The sequence below is a fragment of the Streptomyces sp. CB02959 genome, assembly GCF_002803155.1.
GTDB lineage: Bacteria > Actinomycetota > Actinomycetes > Streptomycetales > Streptomycetaceae > Streptomyces.
In genome coordinates this window covers 131,705-150,677 of record NZ_NNBP01000017.1, presented here as the reverse complement: position 1 = coordinate 150,677, position 18,973 = coordinate 131,705, and the positions used below count along the sequence as shown (strand labels likewise).

The 18,973-nt window shown below is 72.0% G+C and carries 16 protein-coding genes and 1 pseudogene; 7 read left to right on the top strand and 10 right to left on the bottom strand.

Annotated elements, in window-relative coordinates; translation table 11 throughout:
• Positions 1–142 precede the first annotated feature (142 nt).
• The 3 genes from CG747_RS26235 to CG747_RS26225 all read left to right on the top strand — a co-directional run bounded on the left by CG747_RS26235 (position 143) and on the right by CG747_RS26225 (position 3,175).
• Entirely contained in the window at positions 143–1,630 is a 1,488-nt protein-coding gene (locus tag CG747_RS26235; RefSeq protein ID WP_100604296.1) for a bifunctional phosphatase PAP2/diacylglycerol kinase family protein, read from the top strand.
• A gap of 262 nt (positions 1,631–1,892) precedes the next feature.
• Positions 1,893–2,708, top strand: a complete 816-nt coding sequence (locus CG747_RS26230) for a class I SAM-dependent methyltransferase (protein ID WP_100604295.1) — start codon at positions 1,893–1,895, stop codon at positions 2,706–2,708.
• Between the two features lie 113 nt (positions 2,709–2,821).
• Positions 2,822–3,175 (top strand): VOC family protein, encoded by a 354-nt coding sequence (locus CG747_RS26225; protein ID WP_100604294.1) that lies wholly within the window; start codon positions 2,822–2,824, stop codon positions 3,173–3,175.
• A gap of 147 nt (positions 3,176–3,322) precedes the next feature.
• Here the strand turns inward: CG747_RS26225 and CG747_RS26220 are convergent.
• From CG747_RS26220 to CG747_RS26210, 3 genes and pseudogenes are all read right to left on the bottom strand, one after another.
• Positions 3,323–4,244: pseudogene (locus CG747_RS26220) on the bottom strand (NADP-dependent oxidoreductase).
• A 130-nt stretch (positions 4,245–4,374) separates the two neighbouring features.
• Positions 4,375–6,414: a DUF5107 domain-containing protein gene (locus CG747_RS26215; RefSeq protein WP_100604293.1), complete on the bottom strand. Its 2,040-nt coding sequence runs from the start codon at positions 6,412–6,414 to the stop codon at positions 4,375–4,377.
• Between the two features lie 108 nt (positions 6,415–6,522).
• Positions 6,523–7,428 (bottom strand): arginase family protein, encoded by a 906-nt coding sequence (locus tag CG747_RS26210; RefSeq protein WP_100604292.1) that lies wholly within the window; start codon positions 7,426–7,428, stop codon positions 6,523–6,525.
• Positions 7,429–7,568: 140 nt separating this feature from the next.
• Here CG747_RS26210 and CG747_RS26205 point away from each other — a divergent pair, with 140 nt between their 5' ends.
• On the top strand, positions 7,569–7,904 hold the full coding sequence (locus CG747_RS26205) for a DUF6204 family protein (protein WP_100604291.1): 336 nt from the start codon (positions 7,569–7,571) through the stop codon (positions 7,902–7,904).
• 65 nt (positions 7,905–7,969) lie between these two features.
• On the opposite strand, the gene CG747_RS26200 is transcribed toward CG747_RS26205, so the two are convergent.
• From CG747_RS26200 to CG747_RS26185, 4 genes are all read right to left on the bottom strand, one after another.
• Complete coding sequence (locus CG747_RS26200; protein ID WP_100604290.1) at positions 7,970–8,374, bottom strand: glyoxalase superfamily protein; 405 nt, start codon at positions 8,372–8,374, stop codon at positions 7,970–7,972.
• Positions 8,371–8,994 (bottom strand): GNAT family N-acetyltransferase, encoded by a 624-nt coding sequence (locus tag CG747_RS26195; RefSeq protein WP_100604374.1) that lies wholly within the window; start codon positions 8,992–8,994, stop codon positions 8,371–8,373. The genes CG747_RS26200 and CG747_RS26195 overlap by 4 nt, the downstream gene beginning before the upstream one ends.
• Before the next feature lie 145 nt (positions 8,995–9,139).
• A complete protein-coding gene (locus CG747_RS26190) occupies positions 9,140–10,582 on the bottom strand; it encodes a CoA transferase (RefSeq protein WP_100604289.1) in 1,443 nt (480 codons plus the stop codon).
• A 51-nt stretch (positions 10,583–10,633) separates the two neighbouring features.
• Entirely contained in the window at positions 10,634–11,551 is a 918-nt protein-coding gene (locus CG747_RS26185) for a DUF2867 domain-containing protein (RefSeq protein WP_100604288.1), read from the bottom strand.
• A gap of 46 nt (positions 11,552–11,597) precedes the next feature.
• Here CG747_RS26185 and CG747_RS26180 point away from each other — a divergent pair, with 46 nt between their 5' ends.
• The 3 genes from CG747_RS26180 to CG747_RS26170 all read left to right on the top strand — a co-directional run bounded on the left by CG747_RS26180 (position 11,598) and on the right by CG747_RS26170 (position 13,902).
• Positions 11,598–12,281, top strand: coding sequence for a TetR/AcrR family transcriptional regulator (locus CG747_RS26180; RefSeq protein ID WP_180985715.1), 684 nt, complete (start codon positions 11,598–11,600; stop codon positions 12,279–12,281).
• 189 nt (positions 12,282–12,470) lie between these two features.
• Positions 12,471–13,658, top strand: a complete 1,188-nt coding sequence (locus tag CG747_RS26175) for a cytochrome P450 (protein WP_100604287.1) — start codon at positions 12,471–12,473, stop codon at positions 13,656–13,658.
• A 49-nt stretch (positions 13,659–13,707) separates the two neighbouring features.
• A complete protein-coding gene (locus CG747_RS26170; RefSeq protein ID WP_100604286.1) occupies positions 13,708–13,902 on the top strand; it encodes a ferredoxin in 195 nt (64 codons plus the stop codon).
• A 129-nt stretch (positions 13,903–14,031) separates the two neighbouring features.
• Here CG747_RS26170 and CG747_RS26165 read toward each other — a convergent pair whose 3' ends face one another.
• From CG747_RS26165 to CG747_RS26155, 3 genes are all read right to left on the bottom strand, one after another.
• Complete coding sequence (locus tag CG747_RS26165; protein WP_100604372.1) at positions 14,032–15,822, bottom strand: CocE/NonD family hydrolase; 1,791 nt, start codon at positions 15,820–15,822, stop codon at positions 14,032–14,034.
• A 480-nt stretch (positions 15,823–16,302) separates the two neighbouring features.
• Positions 16,303–17,733 carry a M20/M25/M40 family metallo-hydrolase gene (locus tag CG747_RS26160; protein ID WP_100604285.1) on the bottom strand — a complete coding sequence of 477 codons (1,431 nt, stop codon included), beginning with the start codon at positions 17,731–17,733 and terminating at the stop codon, positions 16,303–16,305.
• Entirely contained in the window at positions 17,726–18,559 is an 834-nt protein-coding gene (locus tag CG747_RS26155; RefSeq protein WP_100604284.1) for a M55 family metallopeptidase, read from the bottom strand. The genes CG747_RS26160 and CG747_RS26155 overlap by 8 nt, the downstream gene beginning before the upstream one ends.
• Between the last annotated feature and the right edge of the window lie 414 nt (positions 18,560–18,973).

The window sequence follows — 18,973 nt, the reverse complement described above, 5'->3', positions numbered from 1 at the left end:
ATGCGCACATTCACGCACGCGCATATCCGCGCAGATGAACACACCCCCGAAACCCAAACCGGAACCCGGACCAACAGCCCGCCCCGCCACGCCCCATCAGGTGCCCGGGCCTGCCCCGCCCATCCGCGGGTACAGGTGACCCATGCGAACGCGAACGCTCCTCACCAACCTCGACCGGTGGGCCTTCGGCCGGATCGCCGCACGCGAGTGGCCCGGCGCCCAGCGCGTACTGCCCCGGCTGACCCGAGGCGCCGATCACGGGCTCCTGTGGTTCGGCGTCGCGGCCGGAGCGGCAGCCCTCGGCGGGCGACCCGCGCGCCGGGCCGCGCTGCGCGGCGTGGCCTCGTTGGCCGTGGCCTCCGCGACGGTGAACACCCTCGGCAAGCGCTCCGTGCGCCGCTCCAGGCCGCTGCTGGACGCTGTCCCGGTGATGCGGCGGCTCGGCCGCCAACCCTTCACCTCCTCCTTCCCGTCCGGGCACGCGGCCTCGGCGGCCGCCTTCGTCACCGGTGTCGCCTTCGAGAACAAGTGGTGGGGTCTGGCTCTCGCCCCGCTCGCCGCCTCCGTGGCGTTCTCCCGGGTCTATACGGGCGTCCACTATCCGGGCGATGTGTTGGCGGGCGCCGCGCTCGGCGTGGGCGCGGCGTTCGCGGTCCGCGGTCTCGCGCCGACCCGCGCCCAACTGGCCCCGCCGGCCCGGCCGCGCGCCGAGGCCCCCGCACTGCCCGGCGGACAGGGGCTGTTCGTGGTGGCGAACGCCGGCTCCGGACAACGCTCGGGCCCACGCCCCGACCGGGCCGCGGAGGTGCACGGGGTACTCCCGCACGCCGAGGTGGTGGTCTGCGGCGATCCGGACAGCCCGCCCCTGGACAAGGCGCTGGAGGAAGCGGCGGAGCAGGCCAGGTCGCAGGGCGGTGCGCTGGGCGTACTCGGCGGTGACGGCACCGTGAACGCGGCGGCCTCGGTCGCCGCCCGGCACGGCCTGCCGCTCGCGGTCCTGCCGGGCGGCACCCTCAACCACTTCGCCTACGACCTGGGCATCGAGACCTACGCAGACGCGGCACACGCCGTGGAAAGCGGTGAGGCCGTCGCCGTGGACCTGGCACGCTTCCGGGCCGAACCGCACCAGGAGGGCCAGTACTTCCTCAACACCTTCTCCATCGGCGCCTATCCCGAGCTGGTACGGATCCGGGAGCGGTGGGCGCACCGGATCGGTGCCTGGCCCGCCGGGATCCTCGCCGCCTGGGAAGTACTGCGCTCCGCCGCACCACTGAGCATGGAGATCAACGGTGAACGGCGCACCGTCTGGCTGCTGTTCGTCGGCAACTGCCAGTACCGCGGCCTGGGCACGGCTCCCGTACGCCGGCACGACCTCGCCGACGGCGTACTCGACGTTCGGGTGGTGCACGGCGGCCGACTGGCCCGCACCCGACTCCTCGCCGCCGCCCTCCTGGGCACCCCGCGCAGCTCCCCGGTCCTGGGCGAGGCCCGCCTGCCCCGACTGCGCATCAGCGGCCTCCCGAACGGCACCCCACTCGCCTACGACGGCGAAGTCACCACAGCCACAGGCAAGTTGACTTTGGAAAAGAAGAACGAAGCCCTGACCGTCTACCGCCTCCTCCCCACCTGACCACCCCATCTCCAACACGAATCCCGCCTCATCGTCCAAGCCCCCCCGCCCCCGCCCCCCTCCCACCCTCCCACCCCAGCCAGCCCAACCAGCCACACTCATCCACCCACCCCCCTCTCCGTCCACATCGCAAGACGCATCTCTCGCAATACGAGACAGCCGCGTACGGTGTGAGGGCAGCACACCGCAGGGCATCCGCACCCGGCCACGGCCCGTCATGACCTCGCGCGACAGCCCCCGATGTCCACGAAGGAGCCGACTCATGCCACAGGAATCCGCCGTATACACCCACGGCCACCACGAGTCCGTACTGCGCTCTCACACCTGGCGCACCGCAGCCAACTCGGCCGGATACCTGCTGGATTCACTGCTGCCCCACATGCAGATCCTGGACATCGGCTGCGGCCCCGGCACCATCACCGCCGACCTGGCCACCCTGGTGCCGGACGGCCAGGTCACCGGCCTGGAGCACGCACCCGCCGTACTGGACCAGGCCCGCGCCACGGCCGCCGCCCGCGGAGTGGAGAACGTCCACTTCACGGTCGGCGATGTCCACGCACTGGACTTCCCCGATGACACCTTCTGCGTGACCCACGCCCACCAAGTCCTGCAGCACGTAGGCGATCCCGTCCAGGCTCTGCGCGAGATGCGTCGCGTCACCAAGCCTGGCGGCATCGTCGCCGTCCGCGATTCGGACTACGCAACCATGACCTGGTACCCGGAGGTCGAGGGGATGGCCGACTGGCTGGACCTGTACCACCGAGTGGCCCGCGCCAACGGCGGCGAACCGGACGCCGGACGCAAGCTGCACGCCTGGGCGCGCCAGGCCGGCTTCCCGCCGGAGAACATCACCGCGACCGCCGGCGCCTGGTGTTACCAGACCCCGGAGGAGCGGGCCTGGTGGTCCGAGCTGTGGGCGGACCGCACTACCGGCTCCTCCTACGCCAAGATCGCGGTCGACGGCGGACATGCCACCACGGACGACCTGAACCGCATCGCCGCGGCGTGGCGGGAGTGGGGAGCCCAGGAGGACGGCTGGTTCGCCATGCTGCACGGCGAGATCCTGTGCCGGGTGTGACGTCGCGTCAGTTCGGCATTTCTGTCACCCCGCCTCCATCGCGCGGGCACACCACGGTCACACCGTCATCCAGGGTTCGCGCAGCCGCGGGGAGCCCAACTAGGCTGTTTCTCATGGACATTCTGGGGACCTCACTTCGGGTATGTGTCGGCGACCTCGATGCCGCGGTCAAGGTCTACGAACGGCTGACCGGTGCCGAGGCGATCCGCTTCCAGCGCGGCGGGGTGGCGGTCGCGGCGGTCGGATGCTTCTTCCTGATGAGCGGCCCCGAGGCGGAGCTGTCGGTGCTGCGGAAGATCGCCGCGACCATCGCCGTGAAGGACGTCGACGAGGCGGTGGCCGACCTCACCGCGGTCGGCGCGGACATCATCGCCGGGCCACTGGCCACCCCCATCGGCCGCAATCTGATCGCCCGCCACCCCGACGGTTCGGTCTTCGAGTACGTCGACCGCAACGCGGCCTCCTAGGTCCAACACCAGCTACATAGAGGCAAGTTCGAAAGTCCGGGCTGCGGGGATGTTGCCCGCCGGCGGACTCGACTGCCGCTACGCCGCTGGCACCACACCCGAGTGTCGTCGCGCACGGCGCGGTGCTTCCCGTCACCTCCACGGTGGTCACACCTCCAGGATGATCTTGCCTCGGGTGCGGCCGGCCATGCTGAGGCGGAACGCCTCGGCGGCTTCTCGCAGGGGGAGCGCCGCGACGACCGGCACGGTCAGCTTTCCCGCGTCCGCGAGGATGGCCAGTGCGGTCAGGTCGGCGCTGTCCGGTCTGACCCACACCATGTGGCCGCCCTTGGCCCGGACCTCGCCGTCGGCGATCGACACCACACGACTGCGGTCCTTGAGCACCTCCTGCGAGACGTCCACGGCGCCGCCGCCGACGAAGTCCAGGGCGACGTCGACGCCTTCGGGCGCCAGGGTCCGGATCCGGTCCGCGAGCCCGTCGCCGTAGGTCACCGGTTCGGCGCCCAGGGATCTCAGGAAGTCGTGGTTGCGCTCGCTGGCCGTGCCGATCACGCGGGCCCCTTCGGCGACCGCGATCTGGACGGCCAGGGAGCCGACTCCGCCGGCGGCGGCGTGCACCAGCACCAGGTCGCCCGCCCTGGTCCGGGCCCGCTTGAGCGACTGATAGGCCGTCAGTCCGGCCAGGGGCAGGCTCGGTGGCCTGCTGCCAGCTGAGCGAGTCGGGTTTGCGGGCCAGGGTGCGCACGGGTGCGGCGACGAGTTCGGCGTAGGTGCCGTGTTGCACCTCGTCCTTGCGGACGTAGCCGATGACCTCGTCGCCGACCGCGTACTCGGTGGCGTCGGCGCCCACCGCTTCGACCACCCCCGCGACATCCCAGCCGGGGATGAGGGGGAAGTGGACGTGCATGATGCCGTCCAGATAGCCCGCGACGATTTTCCAGTCGACCGGATTGACGCCGGCGGCCTTCACCCGGATCAGCACCGAGTCGGGTCCGACTTTGGGGTCGGGCTGCTCGGAGTACGTGAGAACTTCGGGGCCGCCGTAACTGTTCGTGGTGATTGCTTTCATGACCGTCACAACGCGTGACGATCCGCGGGGATTCCGCGTCTCTGCGATCTTTTCCAACTGGCATATGCCAGTTGTGCGCGGCACGCAGCGAGCAGTGTCGGCGCGGGCCGGGCGGCCCGCGCCGCGCCCGCTACGCCGGCTCCACCGGCCGCATCCGGAACTCGTACCGCTCCGGCAGCGGATGCTCCGTGCGGGCTCGCGCGGCGCTCTCCGCGGTGACCGGGCCGTCCCCCGCCACCAGCCGCTCGGCGATGGCGTACCAGGTGTCGCTCAGCTCCTCGGCGCCCTCCCGTAGGTCGGCGATCTCGAAGCCCGCATCGAAGATCTCGCGGGCCGCCCGCGGCTGTCCCTGGGCGAGCAGGACCTGTGCCGCCAGCAGGCGGAAGCGGCCGTCCGCGCGGTTGCCCGGGGGAAGTTCCGCCAGCATCGCGGCGGCACCGTCGGCCCGGCCCGCCGCGAGCAGCGGGGGAATCGCCGTGCGGGCGAGGGCGGGCAGGATCTCCCGCCAAGCCCGGCCGGTCGCCGGATCGTCGGACGCGGCCGACCTGGAGGCGCAGGCGAACGCTTCCGAGAACCGGTCGGCGGCGCGAGCCGTCTCACCCTCCGCGCACTCGGCGACGGCCAGGCAGTAGAGCGGCAGGCAGCCGGCGCCGTGTGCCAGCGCGCGCTCCCAGCTGCGGACGGCCTGGGCGCGGTCCCCGGCGTGCCACTGGGCGAGTCCGAGGTGGTACTCGGCGGCCGGTCCCGGCTGGGCGGATTCCAGGATGTCGCGCCAGGCCGGGGAGACCGGCGCCGGTCCGGGGACCGGGCCCGCGGCCGGCAGTTCCCCCGTCCGGAGCAGCGTCAGCCAGGGCTGCTGCGCGGCGCCCAGGGTGGCCGGGTCGAACGGCGTGCCGGGGAGGTCAAGGCCCGCGCGGGCCACTTCGAGGGCGCCCCAGCCGGAGCCGGTGGCCAGTTGCTCCTTGGGGTCCCGGTCGGCGTACGGGAGCCAGGCGGCGTACGCGGCATCGATGTCGGCCCGCGGCAGCACCGTCGACAGCCGGGTTTCGACGGCGTCGCGCGCCGCGGCCCAGTCCGCGCCGTGCACCGCGGCGGAGTCGGCGGCCAGCGGCCCGTACGCCTCCAGCCAGGTGAACTCGCCGCCGGCGTCAAGCGGGACGTGCTCCAGCTGGGTGCGGGCCAGGCCCGCCTGGATCTCCGCGTAGCCGGGCGTGCCGGGTTCGGTGAGCCACCGCTGCCAGCGGCGGCCGGCGCGCCCGGCCCCCCACAGGAAGAGCTTGCGGCCGCGCAGGGCGTCGGTGGAGGTCTGCACCAGGCCATGACCGTCGCGGTCCAGGGAGGCGATCCAGGGGCGTGCGCCTTCGGGCAGGTCGTAGAAGTAGTCCGCGGGGTACCCGCTGCGCAGCGGGTAGGTGCGGTCGTCCCCGTCGGACTCCGGTACCGGAACGCGGCGCAGGGTGCGTTCGTATCCGAAGTGCCAGGCCGCCTCGGCCGGGGCCAGGACGCGGGTGTGGGCGTCCTCGGGGACGGCGGTGTTGGACCACCAGTACACCGGGACGGTGTGGTGGTGCGGATTGCGGATCCGCACGCCCACGTAGAGGAACTCCGCGCCGTCGGGCAGCCACAGGTCCACCTGGAACGGCAGATCGCGCAGCCGCTCCCACTCCCACAGCCGCAGCATCACGCCGCCGTCGGGGGCCGGCACCCGGGCGGCGTGCAGCGGGGCGCACGCGAGGGTGGTGTGCCCGGTGGCGCCGATGTTCCACTCGATGCCGCCGGAGAACCACGCCCCGTTGAGGGCGAAGGCGGCGGGTTGCAACACCGGGTTGCGGTAGAGGAGTTCGCGGCCGGTGGGCTTGTGGTGGAGGGAGTACACGCGGCCGCCGAGCCCGGGCAGGACGGTGGCGCGCAGCCGGTCGTTCTCGATCACCAGCGCGTCGAGGTCGGCGGGCCGGCGGTCGCGGCCGTAGCCGTCCCGCATCCGGGTGGGCTGGATCGAACGCAGTGGTTGGCAGCCGATCTGCCGCGCCATGTCGGCGGGCAGGGCGGTGTCCTGGGGGATCTCGATGCGGTGCACGTCGCCGGCGTCGTGCAGTGCGGGCAGCGGGTTGTCCGGGCCGAGGGCGGCCAGGGGAAGGGTCAGGGTGGTGCGTCGCACACTCGTGGCCACGGCTGCCTCGCAAGGTCGGACCGGACCGCCTCGGCTGCGGCGGCCCCCTGTTGACCATGGAACAACGTGATGGCCCGTCTGAACAGGGCACCTGCCGGCCAGGTGGGGTCAGGGTTGCGCAAAGACGCCCTCAAGGAGGTCGGCCAGCAGTACCGCCCCGGAGCTGTCGGGGTCGCGGTCCGGGTCGTAGATCGCCACGGTGACGCCCACGCAGCGCGGGGAGGCGGCCAACGGGGCCAGCAGGGACCGCAGTTCCTCGGTGAGCAGGCCGTCGGGGTCGGGGCTGTCCACCGCCGGCATGACGGCGGGGTCCAGCACGTCCGCGTCGAGATGGATCCAGAAGCCGTCCAGTGGGGAGTTCTGGAGGTGCCGGAGCGCGTTCCGCGCGACCGTTTCCGGGCCGTGCCGCCGGATCTCGGCGACGTTGGTGCAGCTGATGCCGAGCCGGGCCAGCTCCGCTTGGTCCTCGTCCGCATCGCGGACCCCCAGGAGGCACACGTCCTCGTCGCGGACGTACGGGCGCAGCCCCTCGATGTCGGTCAGGTCGGTCTGGCCGCGGCCGGTGATCTGTGCGACGCCCTCGCCTGCGGCGGCGCCGACGGGGCCGGACACTTCGGTGTTCCCCGGATGCCGGAAGTCGCCGTGTCCGTCCAGATAGGCGACGCCGTACCTTCCCAACCGCCGCAGTGCGAGCACCGCCCCGAGCAGGATGCTGCAGTCGCCGCCGAGAACGACCGGGAAGTCGCCGCTGCGCACGTGGCCCTGGACGCGCCGGGCGAGCCGCGCACTGTACGAGGCGATGGCCGGGGCGTGGAAGTCCCCGTCCCCCTCGCGCCACTCCCCCAGGCCGTAGCGGGGCGGCACCACCACCCCGCCCTCCAGTGCCCCGAGCCGCCGCAGCAGTCCCTGTTCCCGCAGCGCTCCGGCGAGCTTGTAGCAGCCGGGCACCGCACCGGGTGCGGGCGGTCGCAGTCCGAGGTTGGAAGGGGCATCGATCAGCACGTTCCGGCGCATGCGGCGATCGTAACGGGCGGCATGCAAACGGCCTGTCGTTGCAGGGGGTTGCACCGAAATTCGCGGGTGGTGCGGGTGGTGAGCGCATAGCCTCTACTGCTGCACACGGGGTACGGCCGAGCAGAACGGAAGCGCTGGAGATGGCGACGCAGCACACCTACCGAGTGATCGTCCGCGGCAAGTGGGACCACCTCACGGAGGAGGCCCGGGCGAAGCTCCTCGCCGAGGTGGAGGACCACGGGCTCGCGCAGATGCGGTTCACCGCCGAGGGCTCGCTGGCCTACGACGCCGCGCTGCACGCGTTCAGCTACCGCTACGTCGTCGTCGCGGACGCGGAGTACGGCGAGGAGATGGCCGCCGCGCTCGGTGAGGAGAAGGCGGAGGGCGCGCTGCGGGCGGCGGGGCTGGGCTATCGGGAGCTGCGGTCCACCGCGACCGACATGGACACGATGAAGATCAACCGGAAGGGCCGGTAGCGGCCCTCCCGTCGGCGCGTCGCCTGTTGCTGCGGGGCGTGCGGGTGCGTCTCCTGTTGGCGGGGTCAGTTCCCCGGTTCCTCCGGGAGCGGCTCGTTGAAGCGGATCCGGTTGCCGAAGGGGTCGGTCACGGTGAGGCAGGTGCCGAACTCGTCCTCCTCCAGGCCGGGCCGCAGGTACGGGTAGTCCTTGGCGGCCAGTTCGGCGTGCAGTGCCCGCACCCCCGTCAACTCGACGTAGACCGTGGAGCCGGGGGTCGCGTCGCCGTGGTGTTCCGAGAGGTGGAGGGCCAGGCCGCTCCGGGAGACCTGGGTGTAGAGCGGCGTACCGGGTGCGAAGCGGTGTTCCCAGTCCATGGTGCAGCCGAGGTAGTCGACGTAGAACTCGTGGGCCTTGGCCACGTCGAAGATCCGGAAGATCGGTACGGCGCGTCGGACGACGACGTCCCCCGCGTCCTGGGAACCGTTCATTCCGCCCCGCCGCCCCTCTGGACGTCCTGGTCGGCCGAGTTGCCCTCCTGGTCCGCCCGGCCCGTCCGGTGTTCCTCGTCGGCCCGGAGCATCTCACGGGTGATGGCCCAGCGTTCGTGATCGCGCCAGGCGCCGTCGACGAAGAGGAAGTCCGGGGAGAAGCCCTCCAGGCGGAAGCCCGCGCGCTCGACCAGGGAGATGGACTGCTTGTTGGACGGCTGGATGTTGGCCTCCAGGCGGTGCAGGCCCAGGGGGCCGAAGGCGTGGCGGAGCACCAGGCGCAGGCCCTCGCTCATGAGGCCGCGTCCGGCGGCGGGTGCGAAGGCGCCGTAGCCGACGGCGCCGCTGCAGAAGGCGCCGTGCACGATGTTGTTGATGGTGAGGTAGCCCGCGATGCGGCCGCTGTCGTGCTCGCAGATCAGGAAGCCCTCGCGGAGGGGTTCCTGGAGTCGCGCCAGGTAGCCGTCGAACGCGGCGTCGCTGTCCGGGGGGAAGAGCCAGGGACGGTGCAGATCGGCGCTCTGCCGGCTGAGCGCGGTGAACTCCTCCCGGTCGTCGGCGGTGAAGTGCCGGATACCCACCCGGGGGCCACGCGCAAGGTAGCGGTCGGTGCTCGTCATCAGCAGATCGTACGAGGGCTGGCGGTACCGGACCAACCGTCCCGATCTTGCGGGCGGCGTGCCGCCCCGCTGCCTCCGGGCGGCCGTCGACCGGTCCGGAGGCAGCGGGTTCCGTCCGGTTCCGGACGGGAGGGTGGGGGCGCGGTCAGCGCCATACGGGTGCGTCGGTACCGCAACGGCCGGGCGGTGTCGTCCAGTTCACCGGGCCGCCCGCGAAGGACACCGGGGGAAGCGCGTGCCTCAGCCGCCCTACGGGGCTGTCGGTTTCGCGGAGGTGGCGGGCGGGGTCGTACTCCGTCGGGAGGGTGGGATCTGCGGTGTCCTCGGGGGTGGTCGGTGCGGGCTCGTCCCTCAGGTCGTGCGTCAGCCAGCGCGCTGTACGGGCGAGTGCCAGTGTCGCCAGGCGCGAACCGCCGGTCCGGGACTGCTCCGTCAGCGCTCGCAGCACCGACGCGGCCAGCAGGTACCCGGTGCCGTGGTCCAGTGCCTGTGCGGGCAGCGCGCCCGGGGTGCCGTCCTCGTTCGCTTCGATGGCGGCAATACCGGTCGCGACCTGTACGAGGCTGTCGAATCCGCGTCGGGCGCCCCAGGGGCCGTCGTCGCCCCAGGCGGAGAGTCGGGCCACGATCAGGCCGGGGCGGCGTTCGACGAGGGCCTCGGGGGCGAGCCCGAGGCGGTCGAGGGCGCCGGGGCGGTATCCGGTCACCACGACGTCCGCCTCGGCCAGCAGCGCCTCGAAGGACGCGCGGCCGCTGCGCGACCCCAGGTCCAGCGTGGTGGAGCGCTTGCCGAACCCGGTGTCGCTGTGGGCGTCCTGGCTCTCGGGGAGTTGCGGGGCGTCGACGCGCAGGACGTCAGCGCCCAGGAGGGCGAGCGTCCGGGTGGCGACGGGGCCGGCGATCACCCGGGTCAGGTCCAGGACGCGCAGCCCGGCGGCGGGCAGCACGGGGTCGCCGGCGCGGGCCGGCAGCGGGCGCGGTGCGGTGCCGGCGCCGAGGTCCTCCCTCGTCAGCAGCGGGTGGCGGGCGACGGTGGCGCCCTGCGCGTGGGCGGACCACTGCTCGGGGGCGCGGGCGGCGACGGCCAGTCCGCCCGCCGCATAGACGGCCTCCTGGAGCTCTTCGGACCCCCGCCCGGCGATCGCGGCCTCGGCGTCCGCGGGACCGGCGGTGTCCGGGAGGCCCAGTGCGCCGAGCAAACGGGCGCGGTGGTGCGGGTAGTTGGCGTGGGTGCGCAGCCAGCCGTCGGCGGTGCGCCAGAAGCCGGAGAGCGGTGCGAAGGACGAGGGGGCGCGGCCGTCGATCCGCAGGTGCCGTTCGCTGACGAAGGCGGTGGCCACGGCGGCGTCGTCGACGCGCACGGCGGGCAGTGGGCCACCGTCGCGCTGGGCGGCCAGTTCGGCCGCGGCAAGGGCGCAGACGGCCACCGTGGAGCGGGCCAGGGCCATGACCGGGAGGCGGGCCGCCAGCAGGCCGGGCGGCCCGCCGTAGGAGATCTGCTCCGCGAGTGCGGGGTCGCCGCCGAGGGCCGCCCATGCCTGGTCCGTACCGGCGGTCTGCCGCCGCTCCGTGTCATCTCGTCGCATCATCAAGCGAGTGTGGCACTGAGTGCCATTTGTGGCTAGTGGTTCTGGTCATCGTCAGCGCTCTTCGGGGTGCCGCGCCGACCAGCGCTCCCCGGCGCCGGGCGCGGCCAGTGCCAGCTTGCGATGGGCGCGGCGCAGCACCCCGCGGACCACGAAGGGGTGTATCCGGCGGATCGCGGCCAAGTAGAGGCGCCCGCCGCGGTGGTGGGTGCGGACCACGGTCCCCAGCGTGACCTGGTCGCCGGCGACCAGGAGTGAGGCGCGGAAGTCCAGGTGCCCGGCGTTCTTGCCGAGCAGCGTCTCCCCGCCCTGCCGGGCCAGGACGGGGAACTGCGCCTTCCGCAACGCCCGCTCCCACGCTTCGGGTTCGCGTGGCATACCTGGGCGCAGCGGCATCCGCCAGGCGTCCTCGAAGTCCGCCCGAGGAAAGGCACTGCGTGCCAGGTGGGCTTCCTCCGGGAGGGCGACGGCTATCGGCCGGTCCCACTGGAGGCGGTTGAGCAGCCGCACCCGGGGCGAGCGGCGGGTGGGGGCGCGGAGGTGTCCGGTGGCCGCGCGTTCGAGGTTGTCGAGGAGTTCCTCGGTGACGGTGGCGTGGGCGGCGCGAATCGCCAGGTGCCAGGCGAGCCGGCAGGCGAAGGGCAGCCGGGACTCCAGCACGTGGTCGACCCGGCAGCGGTCCGGTCCCAGGGGGCGGACGGTGAGTTCGTGGTAGCCGGCGCTCCGCCCGGAGGGGCCGGGTGCGAAGGCGAAGCGGATGCGGCGGCCCGGTTCGTAGGCGGCGACGTGGTAGCGGATCCGTCCGTGGCCGCCGTCGGCGCCGACTCCCAGGGGGCGGTCGAGGCGGAGGGGCGGCCAGGCGGGCGCCGGGAACAACGGATCGGACTCACCGCCCACTTGGTCGAGCAGGGCGCCCACGGCATCTGCGCGGGCCTGGACGGTGCGGGCATGGGTGTCGCGGACCGTGTGCACGGAGCACCTCCATACGGTGGCGTATGTTTTTACCGTACGGTAGCGTATGGTCATGGTGCGAGAGCGAGTGAAAGGTGCCGGTGGCGCCGCCGCACGGCAGCGGCTGACCGTGCAGGACTGGGCCGACGCGGCCCTGGCGGCCATGGGCGAGGGCGGCCTCGCGGCGGTCGCCGTGGAGCCGCTGGCGGCCCGGCTGGGCACCACGAAGGGCAGCTTCTACTGGCACTTCGCCAACCGCGACGCGCTGATCGAGGCCGCCCTGGACCGCTGGGCGGAGAGCCGCACCGAATCCGTGATCACCGAGCTGGCCGACGAGCCCGACCCCGGCGAGCGGCTCCGCCGACTGTTCCTGCGGGCCACCCGCCGGGCCGCCGAGGATCCGCTGGAGGTCTCGCTGCTGGCCTCCGCGGCCGACCCCCGGGTGTCGGCCGCGCTCGCCCGGGTGACCGACCGCCGGATCGGCCATATCGCCGCGCTCTTCGCCGAGTTGGGCTTCCCGGAGGACGAGGCGCACCGCCGCGGCCTGCTCGCGTACACCGCCTATCTGGGGCACACCCAGCTCAGCCACTCGGTCCCCCGGTCCCTGCCGGCCGGCCCCGCCCGCGAACGCCACCTGGACGCGGTGCTGGAGACTCTGCTACATCCGGCGGGAACCTCCGGGACCACTCCGGACGTTCGACAATCGGACCCGCGGCACCGAGCAGCGGAACCCACCACCGAGAGGGGGTGACGGCACCCGGCGCGGCACCCGACAGGACCGCCACCGCGCCATGGTGGCCGGCGGCAGCAGTGCCCGGTACACCACACCCACGGAGATCAGCGCGGCGCGCACGGCTCGCCTCGCGGCAGGCACGTCACACGGCGATCGGCGGTGGCGTCCTCCCGGCGAGCGACTCACCCCACCCGCACGGGAGGAACCGTGACCGAGACCATCTCCTTCCCCCGGGACCGCACCTGCCCCTACCACCCCCCGACGAACTACCGGCCGCTGCGCGAGTCCGGCCCGCTCTCGCACGTCACCTTCTACGACGGCCGCAAGGTCTGGGTGGTGACCGGGCACGCCGAGGCGCGGGCGCTGCTGGTCGACCGGCGACTGTCGTCCAACCGGCAGAATCCGGCGTTCCCCATACCGATGAGGCGGCTGGAAAACATCCGGCGGGTGCGGACCCCACTGATCGGCGTGGACGACCCCGAGCACAACACCCAGCGCCGCATGCTGATCCCCAGCTTCAGCGTCAAGCGGATCGCCGCGCTCCGACCGCAGATCCAGCAGACCGTGGACGGCCTCCTGGACCGGATGCTGGCGCAGGGCCCACCCGCCGACCTGGTCTCCGCGTTCGCCCTGCCGGTCCCCTCGATGGTGATCTGCTCACTGCTCGGCGTTCCGTACGCGGACCACGAGTTCTTCGAGGAACGGTCCCGCCGCCTCCTCCGCGGGCGTTCCGCCGAGGAGAGCGAGGAGTCCCGGGGCGAACTGGAGGGATACCTGGCGGAGTTGATAGCCCGAAAGCAGAAGGATCCCGGCGACGGCCTGCTGGACGAGCTGATCGCCGAGCGGCTCCGGGCCGGCACGGTGCAGCACGAGGAACTGGCCCGGCTGGCCATGATCCTGCTGGTGGCGGGCCACGAGACCACCGCCAACATGATCTCGCTCGGCACCTTCGCCCTGCTCGAACACCCCGACCAGCTGGCCCAGTTGAGGTCCGACGAGGATCTGATGCCCGCCGCCGTCGAGGAGTTGCTGCGGTTCCTGTCCATAGCCGACGGGATGCTGCGGGTGGCGACCGACACCATCGAGATCGCCGGCCACACCATCCGCGCCGGCGACGGCGTGGTGTTCTCGACCTCCCTGATCAATCGGGACGAGACGGCCTATCCGGCACCGGACGAACTCGACCTCGACCGCTCGGCCCGCCACCACGTCGCGTTCGGCTTCGGCATCCACCAGTGCCTGGGCCAGAATCTGGCCCGCGCCGAGTTGGAGATCGCGCTGCGCTCGCTGTTCCGCCGCATCCCCGATCTACGACTCGCCGTGCCGGCTGCCACGATTCCGTTCAAGCCGGGGGACACTCTCCAAGGAATGATCGAACTGCCGCTGGCCTGGTAGCGCCGATCGGCACCACCGGAGGCGGCACGCCAACGAAAGGGGTCCGGACATGCGGATCACCATTGACGCGAATCGCTGTATCGGCTCCGGGCAGTGCGCACTGACGGCGCCGTCCGTCTTCACCCAGGACGACGACGGGTTCAGCGCGCTGCTGCCGGGCCGCGAGGACGGCGGAGGCGACCCGCTGGTGCGGGAAGCCGTCCGCGCCTGCCCCGTACAGGCCATCGAGGCCTCGGAGGACTGACGGCGGCCGGGCCCACCGCGGACGGCTCGGACGACGCCCGCCCCCGGCCGGCCACCGGCACCGGGCGACCGCGGCACGCACGACACGTACCGCCCCGGGCTCTCCCCCCTACGGCATCCACCCCGTCCGCTACGGCACGACCCCCTGGGTGACCGGGAGTTCGAGAACCCCGGTGTCCTCGGGCGCGCTGGTGACCGTCACCCGCTTCACGCCGCGATTGCCCACATAGGCGGAGTCGCTCGCGGCGATCACCAGCCGCAGCCGGTGCCCCGGCTGGTAGCGATGCACGATGCCCGGAAGTTCCACGGTGAACTTCCCCGTCACATCGGGCACCCTGGCCGGGGCCACCAACCGGTGCACCAACGTCTTCCGGCCGTCCGGGCCGACGTCGTAGAGCTTGGCGAAGAGCACCAGCTTGTCGGCCGCGTCCGAGGAGTCCTGCACCCGCTCGGCCCGCGGCGAGACGACCTGCAGCGTCACCTTGGGCGCGCCCACCACGTCCAGCGGCCCGCCCGCCACCGGTGCCGAGGTCCAGTCCAGGTAGGTGCCCTTGATGTCGTACGGCTGCGGATCGGGGAGCCCCAGCATGCCGGCCAGCGAACTCTCGGAGTGACTGGTGGGCACCCGCAGATTGCGGTATTCGCGGCTGCCGCGGGCCACCTCGGCACGGTTGTCGACGAGCTTGCCGTCCCCGGACAGGTACAGCCGGCGACTGCCGCCCGCCGGGAAGGAGGGCGCGGTGGCGTAGGTGGGACCGCTGGTCACCCAGTCCCGGTAGTACGCGAAGGCCGGTCCGGTACCGGTGCCCGTCCGGTGCCGTAGATAGCGGTCGAACCAGGCGAGGATCCGCTTCCCCACATAGCTCGTATCCAAGTTGCCCTTACCCAGGTCGAGTTCGCCTTCCGCCGGGTCCTTCATCCCTCCGCTGTGGCCCCAGGACTGCCAGATCATCTTGACCGGCGTGCCCTGGGCGGCGAGGGTGCGGTAGGTGGCCGCGGCCTCGTTGAGGTTGAAGAGCGTGTCGGCCTGCCCCTGGACGAGCAGAGTGGGCGCCTTCACGGACTTCAGGTACGAGACCGGGGAGACGCTGCGTGCGTACCGAAGCATCGTCCGGGTCTCGTCGGCCGGGTACGCGCGGAAATCCAGCAGTCGCTTGGTGCGGCAGGCCGCTGCCACGAAGTGCAGGCAGCCCGCGCCGCCGGCCCGCGACGAGTCCAGCCCCGGGTGGAGCAGGCCCTGCGCCTCACCGATCAGGAAGAACCCGTTCGTCCACTGGTACTTGTACACCCCGGGGACCGGACCGCTGACGCCGTCCGTGCGACCGGTGTTGTTCGGGTCGAGGGAGTAGGAGAGGTCGTTCCAGGTGATCAGCGGAACCAGCGCGTCGACGCGGTGGTCGACCGCGGCGGTGGCCATCTGGATCGCCCCGCCGTACGATCCGCCGATCATGCCGACCCGGGGATCGCCCGGGCGGTCCTTGGTGACGAAGTCGACGCGGGTGCCGTCGTCGGCGGTGCGCACCCCGGCCAGCAGGTCGATCAGCCGGCTCGCCGCCCTGCCGTCGATCTCGGGGTCGTCGAGGGAGATCGCACAGCCGGTCTTACCGAAACCGAGGCCGGAGTAGGCGAGCGCCACATAGCCGCGGGAGGCGAACGACTGGGCGGTGGCGTCGGTCGAGCCGTCCGTCTTGCTGCCGCCGAAGCCGTTGGTGGTCAGCACGGCCGGCGCCGGATGCGCGGCGTTGACGCCCCACGGGCGGTAGAGGTCCGCGTCCACCGCGCAGCGGTGACCGCCGGCCCGCACGGTCACCTTCAACGGGGTGACCGTGTACTGCGTGGCAGCGGATCCCGCGGCGGTGGCGGGGGCGCTCAGGACGAGGGGTGCGGTGAGGACGGTGCCGGTCAGCAGGGCCAGGGACATGCGGAGCACGGGGCGGGACACGACTCGGGACACGCTGGGCACGCAGGACCTCCACAGGACACGTCGTACCAACCAGTCGGTAACGGCGCGCTCATGTTGTGACACGGGTAACGGACATGTCAACGCCCGTGACACGAGTCGGTGATAGGACGTCAGTTCATCGCAACCGACCGGGAAATGGAGCGATGACCTGCCACGCAAGCGGCGAGAAGAACGCCGTTACGGCCACGGCGACGGGCACGGACGCGGCATCCGACGCGAGCGCTTTCCCGGTGCAACATCACCGGATCGGCGGGCCGTGGACCGCCGACCGGGTGGACGGCCGCGCCGCGAACCGCCGCACACCGCCACCGCCACCGCCACCGCCACCGCCACCGCCGGCACGACTCGGCGACCCACCGGCCTCATATACCTCCGGTCCACAGCCGCACCACGCTGTCGCCTCCCCCTCCACGGAGCTCGTTCCTGCCGTATCCGGCCCTACCCGGCCGTGCCCCGTCGGCCGGGTACGGCACCGCTTCGTCGGACGGCCGGTCGTCGATGCCCCGGCACGCCGCGCAGGAAGTGGTCGAGGACCCGGACGCCGAAGTGCAGGCCCTCCACGGGGACCCGTTCGTCCACGCCGTGGAAGAGCGCCTGGTAGTCGAACCCCTCGGGCAGCTTCAGCGGGGAGAAGCCGTAGCCGACGATGCCCAGTCGGGAGAACTGCTTGGCGTCCGTGCCCCCGGACATGCAGTACGGCACGGCGTGGCCGTCCGGGTCGAACCGCTCGATCGCGGCCCGCATCGCGGCGAACGACGGGGAGTCGACGGGGGCCTGCAGCGCGACCTCACCGTGGTGGTAGTCCCAGGTGACATCGGGTCCGGTGAGCTCGTCCAACGTCGCGCGGAACTCCGCCTCGCCGCCCGGGACGACTCTGCCGTCCACATAGGCGACGGCGGATCCAGGGATCACGTTGACCTTGTAACCGGCCGTCAGCATCGTCGGGTTGGCGCTGTTGCGGACCGTCGGCTCGACCAGCTTGGCGGCCGGACCGAGCTGGTCCAGCAGGGCGTCGACGTCGAAGTCGGGCCGCTCGGGATCGACGTCGATGGCGTGCAGCGCGGCGAGCTCGCGCAGCGCCGCCCGGACGGTCGGGGTGAGCCGCACCGGCCACTCGTGCGCACCGATCCGGGACACCGCGTCGGCCAGCCGGCTGACCGCGTTGTCGCGGTTCACCTTCGAGCCGTGCCCGGCCCGGCCCCGGGCCGTCAGCTTCAACCAGGCGGTGCCGCGCTCCCCCGCCGCGATCGGGTAGATCCGCATCCCGCCAGCGGCGTGGAACGTGAAGGCCCCCGATTCGCTGATGCCCTCGGTGCACCCCTCGAAGAGCTCGGCGTGATGGTCGGCGAGGAATCCCGAGCCGTCCTCGGCGCTCGCCTCCTCATCGGCGGTGAACGCCAGCACGACGTCGCGCCTGGGCCGCACTCCGCTGCGCGCCCACTGGCGGACGACGGCGAGCATCATCGCGTCCATGTTCTTCATGTCGATGGCGCCCCGGCCCCAGACCACGCCGTCGCGGACCTCCCCCGAAAAGGGGTGGACCTGCCAGTCGGCGGGCTCGGCCGGGACCACGTCCAGGTGCCCGTGCACCAGGAGTGCGTCGGCGGACGGGTCGCTGCCTTCGATGCGGGCGACGACATTGGTGCGCCCCGGGCTGCGCTCCAGCAGGACGGGCTCGATGCCCACCTCTGCCAGCCGCTCCGCGACGTACTCCGCGGCCGGGCGCTCCCGGCAACTGCCGTCTCCGGCATTGCTCGTGTCGATGCGGATCAGCTCCGAGGTGAACCGCACCACCTCGTCGAGCGCCTGCTGATCGACCGTCTCGACATTCAGGTCGGACGTGTGTTCCGCCAGCTTGATCTCAGCCATATTGTTCCTCCACGGCGGACGAGACGACCGTGGTGACCGCCTTGAAACACCGGATGGCTTCGTACATGTCCTGACTGGTATACGCGACGCGGCGCTCACCGCAGCGCTCCACGCCGGGCACGCATGTCGCCGCTCCCACCAGATGCTCGGCATCGAACTCCAACTCGAACCGGAACGGGCCGCCACGGACCGGCTCGTGACGCACCGCGAGCGCCGCGCCCTTGCGCGCCGCGGCCTGGATCTCGGCCGCCGTGCGGGTCGGCGGCCGGCACACCGCCGCATAGCGCGAGACATAGTCCTTCACCGCCACGCCGGGCGCCTGCGGGGCATATCCCTGCGCGTCCTCGCAGGTCCGGTCGTCGCCCGTCACCAGCACCACGGGCACCCCGTACTCCGCCACGACGAGGGAGTTGAGATACCCCTCGCTGGCGCGTGTGCCGTTGACCCAGACGCCGGTGAGCGTATTGGCGAGATATGTGTGCGCCAGCACACCCTCCGTCCCGGCACCGGTGTGGTAGCCGATGAACGCGATGCCGTCGACGTCACCGCGCTGCACGCCCTCGACCATGCTCAGGGCCTTGTGTCGGCCCGTCAGCATCTCGGCGCGCTCGTCGAGCTGCTCCAACAGCAGGTTGCGCATCGTCCAATGGGCCTCGTTGACGAGCACCTCGTCCGCCCCGCCGTCGAAGAACCCGGCGATGGCCGCGTTCACATCGGACGTGAACATATGGCGGCAGCGCTCCCACTGCGGGGTACCCGGCAGCACATCGGCGGGCCATGTCACGCCCGTGGCACCCTCCATGTCCGCGGAGATCAGGATCTTCACATCTATCAGTCCCATCGCAGGTGAGAGGGCACATGCGCAGCCCTTGACCGATCACGTTACGCGGACGTGAACACACCGACCAGGGCTGTGGATAACTCCGGAGGTCCAGACCACTGAAGATCATCTACGCCGCCGACACACGCCACCCGCCGTGCGCGTTCACATGCCTAGGCCAGTCCGCCCACCCTCCCCTCCAGACCCGCCCACCCCCCCGAAGGGGGTGGGCGGCGGGGAAAAACCAGAAGGGGTTGAGGGCAAGAAGGCTGGAGGGCAGGGGGAGTTAAGGGCAGGAGGGGGTAAGGGCAAGGGAGGTTGAGGGCAAGGCAGAGAGGGAAAGCGGGCCCCATCACCTACACACGACTGCACGCCCTCACGCCCTCACGCCCTCACGCCCTCACGCCCTCACGCCCTCAT

What these genes read in the sequence shown, in the direction of transcription:
- CG747_RS26235 (WP_100604296.1), top strand. Translation starts at nt 143, where the DNA reads ATGCGAACGCGAACGCTCCTCACCAACCTCGACCGGTGGGCCTTCGGC.
- CG747_RS26230 (WP_100604295.1), top strand. Translation starts at nt 1,893, where the DNA reads ATGCCACAGGAATCCGCCGTATACACCCACGGCCACCACGAGTCCGTA.
- CG747_RS26225 (WP_100604294.1), top strand. Translation starts at nt 2,822, where the DNA reads ATGGACATTCTGGGGACCTCACTTCGGGTATGTGTCGGCGACCTCGAT.
- CG747_RS26210 (WP_100604292.1), bottom strand. Translation starts at nt 7,428, where the DNA reads ATGCGCCGGAACGTGCTGATCGATGCCCCTTCCAACCTCGGACTGCGA.
- CG747_RS26205 (WP_100604291.1), top strand. Translation starts at nt 7,569, where the DNA reads ATGGCGACGCAGCACACCTACCGAGTGATCGTCCGCGGCAAGTGGGAC.
- CG747_RS26200 (WP_100604290.1), bottom strand. Translation starts at nt 8,374, where the DNA reads ATGAACGGTTCCCAGGACGCGGGGGACGTCGTCGTCCGACGCGCCGTA.
- CG747_RS26195 (WP_100604374.1), bottom strand. Translation starts at nt 8,994, where the DNA reads ATGACGAGCACCGACCGCTACCTTGCGCGTGGCCCCCGGGTGGGTATC.
- CG747_RS26190 (WP_100604289.1), bottom strand. Translation starts at nt 10,582, where the DNA reads ATGATGCGACGAGATGACACGGAGCGGCGGCAGACCGCCGGTACGGAC.
- CG747_RS26180 (WP_180985715.1), top strand. Translation starts at nt 11,598, where the DNA reads ATGGTCATGGTGCGAGAGCGAGTGAAAGGTGCCGGTGGCGCCGCCGCA.
- CG747_RS26170 (WP_100604286.1), top strand. Translation starts at nt 13,708, where the DNA reads ATGCGGATCACCATTGACGCGAATCGCTGTATCGGCTCCGGGCAGTGC.
- CG747_RS26165 (WP_100604372.1), bottom strand. Translation starts at nt 15,822, where the DNA reads ATGTCCCTGGCCCTGCTGACCGGCACCGTCCTCACCGCACCCCTCGTC.
- CG747_RS26160 (WP_100604285.1), bottom strand. Translation starts at nt 17,733, where the DNA reads ATGGCTGAGATCAAGCTGGCGGAACACACGTCCGACCTGAATGTCGAG.